We start from the raw sequence: 13,728 nt of genomic DNA on the forward strand, positions 1-13,728 counted from the left end.
GACTGAAGCCTAAATCATGTCAACTTCGGACATCCGCTGACATTCCCGGGTGGTCGACCGTGCCGCCCACCCGCACCGGCCGGCCATCTCGCCGACCTCTAGTGGTCTAGTCCTCTTGGCCGATGCGCCGCACTCTACAGGCATCTTGGCGAATCGGGACCATTGCTGTATATGCTCGCGAGAGCAACAAATCACGCGTCCGGGCGGGTGAACCTCGGCGCGGCTCGATTCGCGCTCCGGCCGGGGACCCGCTATGGTTGGTCGAGTCGCCGCGAGTCGGCGGTTAACACCAGATTTCGGATGCGAAAAGCACCGGTTAAGCGCCGGGAAACGGATCTGGTAAGCTCGAAACACGAAAGAACGAAGCGCCCGGAGGGCCGGTGTGAAAGCCGCCTGATGGAAGCGTCCGTTCCTTGAGAACTCAACAGCGTGCCAAAAGTCAACGCCAGATATGTTGACATCCCCGGCCTCGGACTTGTTTCGGGGTTGGAGATTCCTTTTGAAATAACACTAGCGAGGACGCAGTGCGCGGGGCCGCCTAATTCCGGTGGTTGCCGTGCCGCTCAACGCGGGTGTGAACCGGCTCGGTTAAATATCGGGGCCGGGTAATCATTCACGGAGAGTTTGATCCTGGCTCAGGACGAACGCTGGCGGCGTGCTTAACACATGCAAGTCGAACGGTGAAGCCCTTCGGGGTGGATCAGTGGCGAACGGGTGAGTAACACGTGGGCAATCTGCCCTGCACTCTGGGACAAGCCCTGGAAACGGGGTCTAATACCGGATATGACCTGGGACCGCATGGTCCTGGGTGTAAAGCTCCGGCGGTGCAGGATGAGCCCGCGGCCTATCAGCTTGTTGGTGGGGTAATGGCCTACCAAGGCGACGACGGGTAGCCGGCCTGAGAGGGCGACCGGCCACACTGGGACTGAGACACGGCCCAGACTCCTACGGGAGGCAGCAGTGGGGAATATTGCACAATGGGCGAAAGCCTGATGCAGCGACGCCGCGTGAGGGATGACGGCCTTCGGGTTGTAAACCTCTTTCAGCAGGGAAGAAGCGCAAGTGACGGTACCTGCAGAAGAAGCACCGGCTAACTACGTGCCAGCAGCCGCGGTAATACGTAGGGTGCGAGCGTTGTCCGGAATTATTGGGCGTAAAGAGCTCGTAGGCGGCCTGTCGCGTCGGATGTGAAAGCCCGGGGCTTAACCCCGGGTCTGCATTCGATACGGGCAGGCTAGAGTGTGGTAGGGGAGATCGGAATTCCTGGTGTAGCGGTGAAATGCGCAGATATCAGGAGGAACACCGGTGGCGAAGGCGGATCTCTGGGCCATTACTGACGCTGAGGAGCGAAAGCGTGGGGAGCGAACAGGATTAGATACCCTGGTAGTCCACGCCGTAAACGTTGGGAACTAGGTGTTGGCGACATTCCACGTCGTCGGTGCCGCAGCTAACGCATTAAGTTCCCCGCCTGGGGAGTACGGCCGCAAGGCTAAAACTCAAAGGAATTGACGGGGACCGCACAAGCAGCGGAGCATGTGGCTTAATTCGACGCAACGCGAAGAACCTTACCAAGGCTTGACATATACCGGAAACGGCTAGAGATAGTCGCCCCCTTGTGGTCGGTATACAGGTGGTGCATGGTTGTCGTCAGCTCGTGTCGTGAGATGTTGGGTTAAGTCCCGCAACGAGCGCAACCCTTGTTCTGTGTTGCCAGCATGCCTTTCGGGGTGATGGGGACTCACAGGAGACTGCCGGGGTCAACTCGGAGGAAGGTGGGGACGACGTCAAATCATCATGCCCCTTATGTCTTGGGCTGCACACGTGCTACAATGGTCGGTACAAAGGGCTGCGATGCCGTGAGGCGGAGCGAATCCCAAAAAGCCGGCCTCAGTTCGGATTGGGGTCTGCAACTCGACCCCATGAAGTTGGAGTTGCTAGTAATCGCAGATCAGCATGCTGCGGTGAATACGTTCCCGGGCCTTGTACACACCGCCCGTCACGTCACGAAAGTCGGTAACACCCGAAGCCGGTGGCCTAACCCGTAAGGGGAGGAGCCGTCGAAGGTGGGACCAGCGATTGGGACGAAGTCGTAACAAGGTAGCCGTACCGGAAGGTGCGGCTGGATCACCTCCTTTCTAAGGAGCAATATGCCGCTTGCAGGCGAATGTCCTGCACGGTTGCTCATGGGTGGAACGTTGACTATTCGGCACACAGGATTGGCTTTCGCTAGTACTGCTTCGGCGTGGAACGCGGTTGATCGATTCTGGGTGTCGGGCACGTTGTTGGGTCCTGAGGGAACGGAAACGTACCTCAGTGATGCCGGTCCCATGCTTTGTCAGGTGGGTGTCTGGTCGTTGTTTGAGAACTGCACAGTGGACGCGAGCATCTGTGGCCAAGTTTTTAAGGGCGCACGGTGGATGCCTTGGCACCAGGAACCGATGAAGGACGTGGGAGGCCACGATAGTCCCCGGGGAGCCGTCAACCAGGCTTTGATCCGGGGGTTTCCGAATGGGGAAACCCGGCAGTCGTCATGGGCTGTCACCCATACCTGAACACATAGGGTATGTGGAGGGAACGCGGGGAAGTGAAACATCTCAGTACCCGCAGGAAGAGAAAACAACCGTGATTCCGGGAGTAGTGGCGAGCGAAACCGGATGAGGCTAAACCATGAGCGTGTGAGACCCGGCAGGGGTTGCGCTGATGGGGTCGTGGGATTTTTCTTGATCGGTCTGCCGGCCGGTCGGCGAGTCAGAAACCGTATGGATAGTCGAAGGACATGCGAAAGGTCCGGCGTAGAGGGTAAGACCCCGTAGGCGAAATCTGTACGGCTCGTTTGAAGAACTCCCAAGTAGCACGGGGCCCGAGAAATCCCGTGTGAATCTGGCGGGACCACCCGCTAAGCCTAAATATTCCCTGGTGACCGATAGCGGATAGTACCGTGAGGGAATGGTGAAAAGTACCGCGGGAGCGGAGTGAAATAGTACCTGAAACCGTGTGCCTACAAGCCGTGGGAGCGTCGTTCATCAGCTTGCTGGTGGGCCGTGACTGCGTGCCTTTTGAAGAATGAGCCTGCGAGTTTGCGGTGTGTAGCGAGGTTAACCCGTGTGGGGTAGCCGTAGCGAAAGCGAGTCCGAATAGGGCGTTTGAGTTGCATGCCCAAGACCCGAAGCGGAGTGATCTAGCCATGGGCAGGTTGAAGCGGAGGTAAGACTTCGTGGAGGACCGAACCCACCAGGGTTGAAAACCTGGGGGATGACCTGTGGTTAGGGGTGAAAGGCCAATCAAACTCCGTGATAGCTGGTTCTCCCCGAAATGCATTTAGGTGCAGCGTCACGTGTTTCTTGCCGGAGGTAGAGCACTGGATAGGCGATGGGCCTCACCGGGTTACTGACCTTAGCCAAACTCCGAATGCCGGTAAGTGAGAGCGTGGCAGTGAGACTGTGGGGGATAAGCTCCATGGTCGAGAGGGAAACAGCCCAGAACACCGACTAAGGTCCCTAAGCGTGTGCTAAGTGGGAAAGGATGTGGAGTCGCAGAGACAACCAGGAGGTTGGCTTAGAAGCAGCCACCCTTGAAAGAGTGCGTAATAGCTCACTGGTCAAGTGATTCCGCGCCGACAATGTAGCGGGGCTCAAGCACATCACCGAAGTCGTGTCATTGCAGCATGAAGGGCCAACGCCTGCTGTGATGGGTAGGGGAGCGTCGTGTGCCGGGTGAAGCGGCGGTGGAAACCAGTCGTGGACGGTATACGAGTGAGAATGCAGGCATGAGTAGCGATACAAGAGTGGGAAACTCTTGCGCCGATTGACCAAGGGTTCCTGGGTCAAGCTGATCTGCCCAGGGTAAGTCGGGACCTAAGGCGAGGCCGACAGGCGTAGTCGATGGACAACGGGTTGATATTCCCGTACCCGCTTTGAAGCGCCAACGCTGAACCGAGTGATGCTAAGCCCGTGAAACCGTCCCGGAGTCTTCGGACAATGGGGAGTGGTGGAGCCGGCGATCCAACCTCGTATTAGGTGAGCGATGGGGTGACGCAGGAAGGTAGTCCAGCCCGGGCGGTGGTTGTCCCGGGGTAAGGGTGTAGGACGTTGCGTAGGCAAATCCGCGCAACACATAGTCTGAGACCTGATGCCGAGCCGATTGTGGTGAAGTGGATGATCCTATGCTGTCGAGAAAAGCCTCTAGCGAGTTTCATGGCGGCCCGTACCCCAAACCGACTCAGGTGGTCAGGTAGAGAATACCGAGGCGTTCGGGTGAACTATGGTTAAGGAACTCGGCAAAATGCCCCCGTAACTTCGGGAGAAGGGGGGCCATTCCTGGTGACGAGTCTTGCACTCCGAGCTGGGGGTGGCCGCAGAGACCAGCGAGAAGCGACTGTTTACTAAAAACACAGGTCCGTGCGAAGCCGTAAGGCGATGTATACGGACTGACGCCTGCCCGGTGCTGGAACGTTAAGGGGACCGGTTAGCTCCATTTCGGTGGGGCGAAGCTGAGAACTTAAGCGCCAGTAAACGGCGGTGGTAACTATAACCATCCTAAGGTAGCGAAATTCCTTGTCGGGTAAGTTCCGACCTGCACGAATGGCGTAACGACTTCTCGACTGTCTCAACCATAGGCCCGGTGAAATTGCATTACGAGTAAAGATGCTCGTTTCGCGCAGCAGGACGGAAAGACCCCGGGACCTTTACTATAGCTTGATATTGGTGTTCGGTTCGGCTTGTGTAGGATAGGTGGGAGACTTTGAAGCCGTGACGCCAGTCATGGTGGAGTCGTCGTTGAAATACCACTCTGGTCGTGCTGGATGTCTAACCTGGGTCCGTGATCCGGATCAGGGACAGTGTCTGGTGGGTAGTTTAACTGGGGCGGTTGCCTCCTAAAGAGTAACGGAGGCGCCCAAAGGTTCCCTCAGCCTGGTTGGCAATCAGGTGTTGAGTGTAAGTGCACAAGGGAGCTTGACTGTGAGACTGACGGGTCGAGCAGGTACGAAAGTAGGGACTAGTGATCCGGCGGTGGCTTGTGGAAGCGCCGTCGCTCAACGGATAAAAGGTACCCCGGGGATAACAGGCTGATCTTCCCCAAGAGTCCATATCGACGGGATGGTTTGGCACCTCGATGTCGGCTCGTCGCATCCTGGGGCTGGAGTAGGTCCCAAGGGTTGGGCTGTTCGCCCATTAAAGCGGTACGCGAGCTGGGTTTAGAACGTCGTGAGACAGTTCGGTCCCTATCCGCTGTGCGCGTAGGAGTGTTGAGAAGGGCTGTCCCTAGTACGAGAGGACCGGGACGGACGAACCTCTGGTGTGCCAGTTGTTCTGCCAAGGGCATGGCTGGTTGGCTACGTTCGGGAGGGATAACCGCTGAAAGCATCTAAGCGGGAAGCCTGCTTCGAGATGAGCACTCCCACCTCCTTGAGAGGGTAAGGCTCCCAGTAGACGACTGGGTTGATAGGCCGGATATGGAAGCCCTGTGAGGGGTGGAGTTGACCGGTACTAATAGGCCGAGGGCTTGTCCTCAGTTGCTCGCGTCCACTGTGTTGTTCTGAAACAACGACCCCCACACGTCTGGTCACGGTGTGGGTGCGGTTGACAGTTTCATAGTGTTTCGGTGGTCATAGCGTGAGGGAAACGCCCGGTTACATTCCGAACCCGGAAGCTAAGCCTTACAGCGCCGATGGTACTGCAGGGGGGACCCTGTGGGAGAGTAGGACGCCGCCGAACAATTCTTATGAGAAGCCCCCGCCGGGTCGCCGGTCGGGGGCTTCTCTGTTGTAGGGTCAACATGCAGTAGTTGCTAGACGTGACAGGAGGCCCCCGGGTGGAGGTCCAGGAGACGCGGGTCCAGACCGATCGCGTCCTCACCATCCCCAACCTGCTGAGCATGGGCCGGCTGGTCGGTGTTCCGCTCTTCCTCTGGCTCATTCTCTGGCCGGTGTTCGACGGACCGAACAACGACGGTTGGGCCTTGCTGATTCTGATGCTCAGTGGCATCAGTGATTACCTGGACGGGAAACTCGCCCGGAGATGGGGTCAGATCAGCCGGGTCGGGCAGTTGCTCGACCCGCTGGCGGACCGGCTCTATGTGTTCTCCACCCTGGTCGGGCTGACCTGGCGTGAGATCCTGCCGTGGTGGCTGACGGGGATCCTGCTGGCCCGTGAGGTGTTTATCGCGGCGCTTCTGCCGATTCTCAACCGGCACGGCTACGGACCGTTGCAGGTGAGTTTCCTGGGGAAGGCGGCGACATTCAACCTGATGTACGCCTTTCCGCTTCTGCTGCTCGGCTCCGGGGACACCTGGATCGCCCAGCCGGCCGAGATCGTGAGCTGGGCGTTCATCTGGTGGGGCACCGTCCTGTACTGGTGGGCCGCGATTCTCTACGCGGTCCAGGTGCGACAGATCATCCGCGGCGGCACGGGCTCCTCGGTGTCCACGGTCTGAGACGTGATCTGAGAGAATTCCCACGGCGCCACGGTGCGTCGGACGATACCTTCCGGGTAGACCACCTCTGGAACGGTTTGATGGACCCGCAGGGCCCACCACCGCGAAGGAGGACGCACCCGTAATGAAAGCCGTTGTTATGGCAGGGGGCGAAGGCACTCGGCTTCGCCCGATGACCTCCAGCATGCCGAAGCCGCTGCTTCCGGTCGCCAATAGGCCGATCATGGAGCACGTGCTTCGGCTGCTGAAGCGGCACGGTCTCTCCGACACAGTCGTGACCGTCCAGTTCCTGGCCTCACTGGTGAAGAACTACTTCGGTGACGGTGAAGAGCTGGGCATGCATCTCACCTATGCGAACGAGGAGACCCCACTAGGCACTGCGGGGAGTGTCAAGAACGCCGAGGACGCTCTGAAGGACGACTCCTTTCTGGTGATCTCCGGCGACGCGTTGACGGACTTCGACCTCTCGGAATTGATCGAGTTTCACCGCAGTAAGAACGCACTGGTCACCGTCTGCCTCACCAGGGTGCCGAATCCCCTGGAGTTCGGGATCACGATCACCGACGACGAGGGCCGGGTCGAGCGCTTCCTGGAGAAGCCGACCTGGGGACAGGTCTTCTCGGACACCGTGAACACCGGTATCTACGTGATGGAACCCGAGGTCTTCGACTACGTCGCGGCCGGCGAGTCCGTGGACTGGTCGAGTGACGTGTTCCCGCAGTTGCTCAAGGAGGGCAAGCGGGTCTACGGGTACGTGGCCGAGGGCTACTGGGAGGACGTGGGCACCCACGAGAGCTACGGCAAGGCCCAGGCGGACGTCCTGGAGGGCAAGGTCGACGTCGAGCTCGACGGGTTCGAGATCTCCCCGGGCGTCTGGGTGGCCGAGGGCGCCGAGGTGGACCCGGAGGCCGTGCTCCGCGGCCCGCTGTACATCGGCGACTACGCCAAGGTCGAGGCCGGCGTGGAGATCCGCGAGCACACCGTGCTCGGCAGCAACGTCGTGGTGAAGCGGGGCGCCTTCCTGCACAAGGCGGTCGTCCACGACAACGTGTACGTCGGGCCGCAGAGCAATCTGCGCGGCTGCGTCGTCGGCAAGAACACCGATGTGATGCGGGCCGCGCGGATCGAGGACGGCGCGGTGATCGGGGACGAGTGCCTGGTCGGCGAGGAGTCGATCATCGCGGCCAACGTCCGGGTCTACCCGTTCAAGACCATCGAGGCCGGGGCGGTCGTCAACACCTCGGTGATCTGGGAGTCCCGGGGCCAGGAGCACCTGTTCGGGGTGCGCGGCGTCTCCGGCATCCTCAACGTCGAGATCACCCCGGAGCTGGCCGTCCGGCTGGCCGGGGCGTACGCGACGACCCTGAAGAAGGGGGCGACCGTCACCATCGCGCGTGACCACTCGCGTGGTGCGAGAGCGCTGAAGCGGGCGATGATCTCCGCCCTGCAGACCAGCGCGATCGACGTCCGCGACCTGGAGAACGTGCCGATGCCGGTGGCCCGGCAGCACACGGCGCGGGGCAGCGCGGGCGGGATCTTCCTGCGCACCACGCCCGGGGTGCCGGACTCGCTGGACATCCTGTTCTTCGACGAGCGCGGGGCCGACCTCTCCCAGGGCGGCCAGCGCAAGCTCGACCGTGTCTACGCGCGCCAGGAGTACCGGCGGGCCTTCCCCGGCGAGATCGGCGACCTGACCTTCCCGTCCAGCGTCTTCGACTCCTACGCGGGCAACCTGCTGCGGACCGTGGACACCACGGGTGTGCGGGAGGCGGGGCTGAAGGTGGTCGTGGACACCGCGCACGGCAGCGCGGCGCTCGTCCTGCCGAGCATCCTCGGCCGGCTCGGAGTGGAGGCGCTGACCGTCTCCAGCGGGCTCGACGAGGCGCGGCCCACCGAGGACGCCGAGGAGCGGCGGGCCGGGCTGGCGCGGCTCGGTGCGCTGGTCGCCTCCTCCCGCGCGGCCTTCGGCGTGCGCTTCGACCCGGTGGGCGAGCGGGTGGCCTTCGTGGACGAGCTGGGCCGGGTGATCGACGACGACCGGGCGCTGCTGGTCCTGCTGGACCTGGTCGCGGCCGAGCGGCGGAGCGGGCAGGTGGCGCTGCCGGTGACGACGACCCGGATCGCCGAGCAGGTCGCGGCGTACCACGGCACGCAGGTCATCTGGACCACCACGACGCCGGACGACCTGGCCAAGGCGGCCTCCGCCGAGGGCACGGTGTTCGGCGGCGACGGGCGCGGCGGCTTCGTGGTGCCCGAGTTCAGCGGGGTGCTGGACGGGGCGGCGGCGTTCGTCCGGCTGGTCGGCCTGGTGGCCCGCACCCAGCTCACGCTGAGCCAGATCGACGCGCGGATCCCGCAGGCGCACATCCGCCGGCGGGACATCGCGACGCCGTGGGCGGCGAAGGGCATGGTGATGCGCTCGGTGGTGGAGGCGGCCGGCAGCCGGCGGCTGGACACCACGGACGGCGTCCGGGTGGTCGAGGCGGACGGGCGCTGGACGCTGGTCCTGCCGGACCCGGCCGAGGCGGTCACCCACCTGTGGGCGGAGGGCCCGGACGACGCGGCGAGCGAGGCCCTGCTCGACGAGTGGGCGGCGGTGGTCGACGGCGCCGGGCGGTGAGCCCGCGGCGGGGCGGGACGGCTCGGGCCGCCCCGCCCCGCCGTCCGTTTCGCGCGGTTGGTCACGGTCCGCCCGGTTTGGCATGTTTGCAGGTCAGGGGGCGTGCGCGGGGCCCTCGTGCGACATGGGACGATGGTCCGCATGTCAGCGACGCCGGGGCAGGGTGCCAGCAGTGGACGGTTCAACCGTCCGGATGCCTCGATGTCCCTGCTGACCAACGTCATGGACCACAGCCTGGACGAGGGCTACGCCGAGGCGGCGGCCGCGCGGGGCGGGGACGGGCCGTACCGGATACCGGGGACGGCCCGTGGCCTGCTGACGCTGGGGGCCGGGCTGGCGCTCGTCGGCGCGGTGGTCACGGTCGGGGCGGTGAACGCGCACAAGGCGGAGCCGACGCTGGCCAAGGAGCGCGACGCCCTGATCCACCGGATCAACGATGCCAACGGCTCCGCCGACCGCCTCCAGCAGCAGGTCCAGGACCTGCGCCGGAAGGTCGAGAGCACCCAGCAGCAGGCGCTCGCCTCGGGCGACGGCGACGCGGCGGCGGTGGCCGGCGTGGTCGGCCTCGGCGAGGTGACCGGACCCGGCGTGAAGCTGGTGGTGGAGGACGCGCCCGGCACCGGCACCGGCGGGAACGTCGATCCGCGCGCCGGGCAGGGCTTCTCCAACAGCGGACGGTTGCGTGACCGGGACCTCCAGCTGGTGGTGAACGGACTCTGGGCCTCGGGCGCGGAGGCCGTCTCGATCAACGGGCAGCGGCTCACCGCGCTCTCGGCGATCCGTGCGGCCGGTGAGGCCGTGCTGGTGGACAACCGGCCGCTGGTGCCGCCGTACACCGTGCAGGCGCTCGGGGACGGGACCCGGCTGGTGAGCGCCTTCGAGAGTGCCATGGCGGGCCAGTACCTGCGGTTGCTGCAGGAGAGGTACGGCATCAAGTCGACCATCTCGGCGCAGAAGAGCCTCACCCTGCCGGCCGCCGTCGGTGTCACGCTGCGGACCGCCCAGCCCGCCACCCCCGAGGCCTCGCCGACCGCGAGCCCGACCGGGAGTTCGCCGGCGAGCCCGACCGGCAGTCCCGCCGCGGGCCCGGCTCCGACGGGAGGTTCGTCCGCGAGCCCGTCCGCCGAGGCGTCGCCGTCGGCGAAGGCGAGCGGGAAGCGCTCGCCGAGTGCCCCGGCCTCCAGAAGCACGGCCCCCCGCCCGACCACCTCGACCACCACCGGGTCGTCCTCCGCAGCGACAGGAGCAGCTACACCGTGATTGCCGTACTGGGTCTCGTGATCGGGGTCGTCGTCGGACTCTTCGTCCAGCCCGAGGTGCCCGACGTCGTGGTGCCCTACCTGCCGATCGCGGTGGTGGCGGCGCTGGACGCGGTGTTCGGCGGCGTCCGCGCGATGCTGGACGGGATCTTCGACGACAAGGTGTTCTTCGTCTCGTTCCTGTCCAACGTGGTGGTGGCGGCGCTGATCGTCTTCCTCGGCGATCAGCTCGGCGTCGGCTCGCAGCTGTCGACGGGCGTGGTCGTCGTCCTCGGCATCCGCATCTTCTCCAACGCCGCGGCCATCCGGCGCCATGTCTTCCGTGCCTGAGCCGGACCGCGGGCGCGCGGCGGAGGAGAAAGTGGACGGATCGGCGGGAGAAGTTGTGCAGGACGCGAAGCGCGGGGAAGGGCCCGCGGGCGAGGCGGTGACCGCGCCGGTCGACGAGGCCGCGGTGCGGAAGACCCCCGAGGCGGTGCCCGGGCGGTCCGCGGAGGCTCCGCGCGCGGGGTCGGACGCCGGGCCCGGGGCCGAGGCCGCCCCGCCTGCTCCCGAGCGCGCCCCCGCGGTGATGCCTGTGCCCGCGCGTGCGCCGGAAGTGGCGGCGGAGGCGCCCGCTGCGGACTCCGGGACTCCGGAACCCGCGGAGGAGCCGGAGCCCGAGGAGGAGCCGGAGACCGAGGGCGACCAGGAGGAGCCCGAGCACGCGCCGATGTCGGTGTCCGCCCAGACCGTCGACCGGCACGCCGGACGGCGGCGGCTGATGGCCGCGCTGTGGCCGCCGCGGCTGTCGCGCGGTCAGCTGGTGGTGGCCCTGCTGCTGTTCTCGCTCGGCCTGGGGCTGGCGATCCAGGTCCGCTCGACCAACGACCACCACAGCCAGCTGCGCGGGGCGCGCCAGGAGGACCTGGTCCGGATCCTGGACGAACTGGACAGCCGTCAGCAGCGTCTCCAGCAGGAGAAGGCGGAGTTGGAGCAGTCCCTGGCCAAGTTGGAGAACAGCTCCAACCAGGCCAAGGAGGCCCAGGAGCAGACCAGGAAGAAAGCGACGGAACTCGGTGTTCTCGCCGGGACCGTCCGGGCCACCGGTCCGGGCATCGTACTGACGGTCGATGATCCCCAAGGGCAGGTGAAGGCAGATATGCTGCTGGACACCCTGCAGGAACTCCGAGCGGCGGGGGCGGAGGCGATTCAGATCAACGATGTGCGCGTGGTGGTCAACACCTACTTCACGGACGTGTCCGGCGGCGGTGTGCAGATCGATGGCAAGAAGGTCTCGGCGCCCTACCGCTTCACCGTCGTGGGGAATCCGCAGGACCTCACGCCCGCGTTGAACATTCCGGGCGGTGTGGTCCGTACCCTGGAGAGTCACCAGGCGCGCGCGACGATCTCCGAGCAGCAGAAGGTGGTCGTCGACGCCCTCGTCGATCCGAAGACGCCGCAGTACGCCAAGCCGGCTCCGAAGTGACCGTCATGTTCGGAGTGCCGTTCCTGCCGGCCCGATCCACGACCGGGCCCGCACCCTGTCCGAGGTTCTCACCCTGCCCCACGGGCGGGTCTGTCACACGCAAGGGGATTCGCCCGTGAGTTTCTTCTCGAAGTTGTTCGGTCGCAACAAGGGCCGCAACGCGGCCGCGGCGGAGGCGCCCACCGCGCTGCACCGCCGGGACGACGAGCCCGCCGTGCCGGGCATGCGCTCCGCCCCCGAGGGCGCGGAGTACGCCGAGCGTCCGCTGTTCCGGGACGGCGCCGGAGCCCAGTACGCGGGGAATCAGGCGGGCTACGGCGCGTCGGTTGACCCCTCCGGCGCCCCGCGCATAGGTTTCCCGACAGGACCCTCAACCTCTGGTGGAGGGTTCGCCCCGGACCCGTACGCCGGGCACAACCCGTCGGGTGTGCCGCGCCAGGAGGGTGTGAACATGGCTGGCCCCACTCCGTGCCCCAGGTGCGGCAACCCGAACCCGGCCTCGGCGCGCTTCTGCTCCAACTGCGGTACGGCGCTGCGCGGCGGGCTGCTGCCCGAGGGGTCGGCCGAGACCACCTCGACCATCTCGATCTCGGGCCTGGAGTCCTACGACCCCAACACCACGACCGGGACCGGCACGCCGGCGCTCTCGGCCGAGGTGCTGGCGGCGATCGACGCGCTGCCCCCGGGCTCGGCGCTGCTGATCGTCCAGCGCGGCCCGAACTCCGGCAGCCGGTTCCTGCTGGACTCGGACAAGACCACGGCCGGGCGTCACCCGCAGGGGGACATCTTCCTGGACGACGTCACGGTCTCCCGCAAGCACGTGGAGTTCCGCCGGACGCCGGGCGGCGGCTTCACCGTGGCCGACGTCGGCAGCCTGAACGGCACCTACGTCAACCGGGAGCGGATCGACGAGGTCGCCCTGAACAACGGCGACGAGGTGCAGATCGGGAAGTACCGGCTGGTCTTCTTCGCCAGCCACAACCGGGGGTACTGAAACCAACGTCGGCAGGAGCCCGAGTGAGTCCGAACACCCCTTCCTCTCCTCTCGGGGCGGCCGCCCCCGCGTCGTCCGGTCCCCGGCCGGACCAGGGCGCGCGGGCGGTGGTCGCGGCCCCCAGGCAGCCGGTCCGGCCGGACCGGCCCGCCGGGCGGCGGCGCGGTGGTGACGAGCTGTTGAGCATCGGCGCCGTCCTGGCCTTCCTGCGCGACGACTTCCCCGAGGTCACCATCTCCAAGATCCGCTTCCTGGAGGCGGAGGGGCTGGTCGAGCCGCAGCGCACACCCTCGGGGTACCGCAAGTTCAGCCCGGCCGACGTCGAGCGGCTGGCCTACGTGCTGCGGATGCAGCGCGACCACTACCTGCCGCTGCGGGTGATCCGCGAGCACCTCGACGCGATCGAGCGCGGCGAGAGCCCGCCCGCGCTGCCCGCGGCCGCGGACACCCGGCCCGGGCCGCTGGAGGAGGCGGACCGCGAGCTGACCGCCTCGGTTGAGGCCTCCGCCGGGGTCCGGCTGGGCCGGGCCGAGCTGCTGGCGGCCGCCGAGGCCGGTGAGGCAGCACTGGCCGAGTGGGAGTCCTACGGGCTGGTCGCGGCCGGGCCGGACGGCGGTTACGACGGCGAGGCGCTGCAGGTCGCCCGGCTGGTCGCCGAGCTCGGCCGGTTCGGTCTCGAGCCGCGCCACCTGCGGGCCATGAAGGCGGCGGCGGACCGGGAGGTCGCGCTGGTCGAACAGGTGGTGGCGCCGCTGCGGCGGCACCGCAACCCGCAGACCAGGGCGCACGCCGAGGCCACCGCCAGGGAGCTCGCGACGCTGTCCGTCCGACTGCACGCGGCGATGGTCCAGGCCGGTCTGCGGATCCGTTCATAACACCGACCCCTTCGTATCCAACGCCCTGACCAGCGGCGTCGGCGCTGCGCTTTCATATCCGGGTCGGGAGCCATAGGGTT

The 13,728-nt window shown here is 65.6% G+C and carries 7 protein-coding genes and 3 rRNA genes; all 10 read left to right on the forward strand.

Translation table 11 applies throughout. The annotated features are described in order from the left end of the window. Nucleotides 1-612: 612 nt before the first annotated feature. A 16S ribosomal RNA gene (locus ACFCLZ_RS32470) occupies nucleotides 613-2,135 on the forward strand. A 255-nt stretch (nucleotides 2,136-2,390) separates the two neighbouring features. Beyond that, nucleotides 2,391-5,510 (forward strand): 23S ribosomal RNA (locus tag ACFCLZ_RS32475). A gap of 87 nt (nucleotides 5,511-5,597) precedes the next feature. Then, a 5S ribosomal RNA gene (gene rrf, locus ACFCLZ_RS32480) occupies nucleotides 5,598-5,714 on the forward strand. Together the 16S, 23S and 5S rRNA genes form the textbook arrangement of a ribosomal RNA operon. Before the next feature lie 97 nt (nucleotides 5,715-5,811). Further along, on the forward strand, nucleotides 5,812-6,432 hold the full coding sequence (locus ACFCLZ_RS32485; protein ID WP_380281457.1) for a CDP-alcohol phosphatidyltransferase family protein: 621 nt from the start codon (nucleotides 5,812-5,814) through the stop codon (nucleotides 6,430-6,432). A 124-nt stretch (nucleotides 6,433-6,556) separates the two neighbouring features. After that, entirely contained in the window at nucleotides 6,557-9,052 is a 2,496-nt protein-coding gene (locus tag ACFCLZ_RS32490; RefSeq protein ID WP_380281458.1) for a sugar phosphate nucleotidyltransferase, read from the forward strand. 141 nt (nucleotides 9,053-9,193) lie between these two features. Continuing rightward, nucleotides 9,194-10,312 carry a DUF881 domain-containing protein gene (locus ACFCLZ_RS32495; protein WP_380281459.1) on the forward strand — a complete coding sequence of 373 codons (1,119 nt, stop codon included), beginning with the start codon at nucleotides 9,194-9,196 and terminating at the stop codon, nucleotides 10,310-10,312. After that, entirely contained in the window at nucleotides 10,309-10,641 is a 333-nt protein-coding gene (locus tag ACFCLZ_RS32500) for a small basic family protein (protein ID WP_380281460.1), read from the forward strand. Before ACFCLZ_RS32495 ends, ACFCLZ_RS32500 begins: the two co-directional genes overlap by 4 nt. A 241-nt stretch (nucleotides 10,642-10,882) precedes the next feature. Further along, entirely contained in the window at nucleotides 10,883-11,779 is an 897-nt protein-coding gene (locus ACFCLZ_RS32505) for a DUF881 domain-containing protein (protein ID WP_380286358.1), read from the forward strand. Nucleotides 11,780-11,894: 115 nt separating this feature from the next. Continuing rightward, nucleotides 11,895-12,773: an FHA domain-containing protein gene (locus tag ACFCLZ_RS32510; RefSeq protein ID WP_380281461.1), complete on the forward strand. Its 879-nt coding sequence runs from the start codon at nucleotides 11,895-11,897 to the stop codon at nucleotides 12,771-12,773. A 179-nt stretch (nucleotides 12,774-12,952) separates the two neighbouring features. Next, nucleotides 12,953-13,648, forward strand: a complete 696-nt coding sequence (locus tag ACFCLZ_RS32515; RefSeq protein WP_380286360.1) for a MerR family transcriptional regulator — start codon at nucleotides 12,953-12,955, stop codon at nucleotides 13,646-13,648. Nucleotides 13,649-13,728: the final 80 nt, after the last annotated feature.

Source organism: Kitasatospora purpeofusca, from assembly GCF_042691725.1.
In the GTDB taxonomy this organism is placed as follows: domain Bacteria; phylum Actinomycetota; class Actinomycetes; order Streptomycetales; family Streptomycetaceae; genus Kitasatospora; species Kitasatospora purpeofusca_B.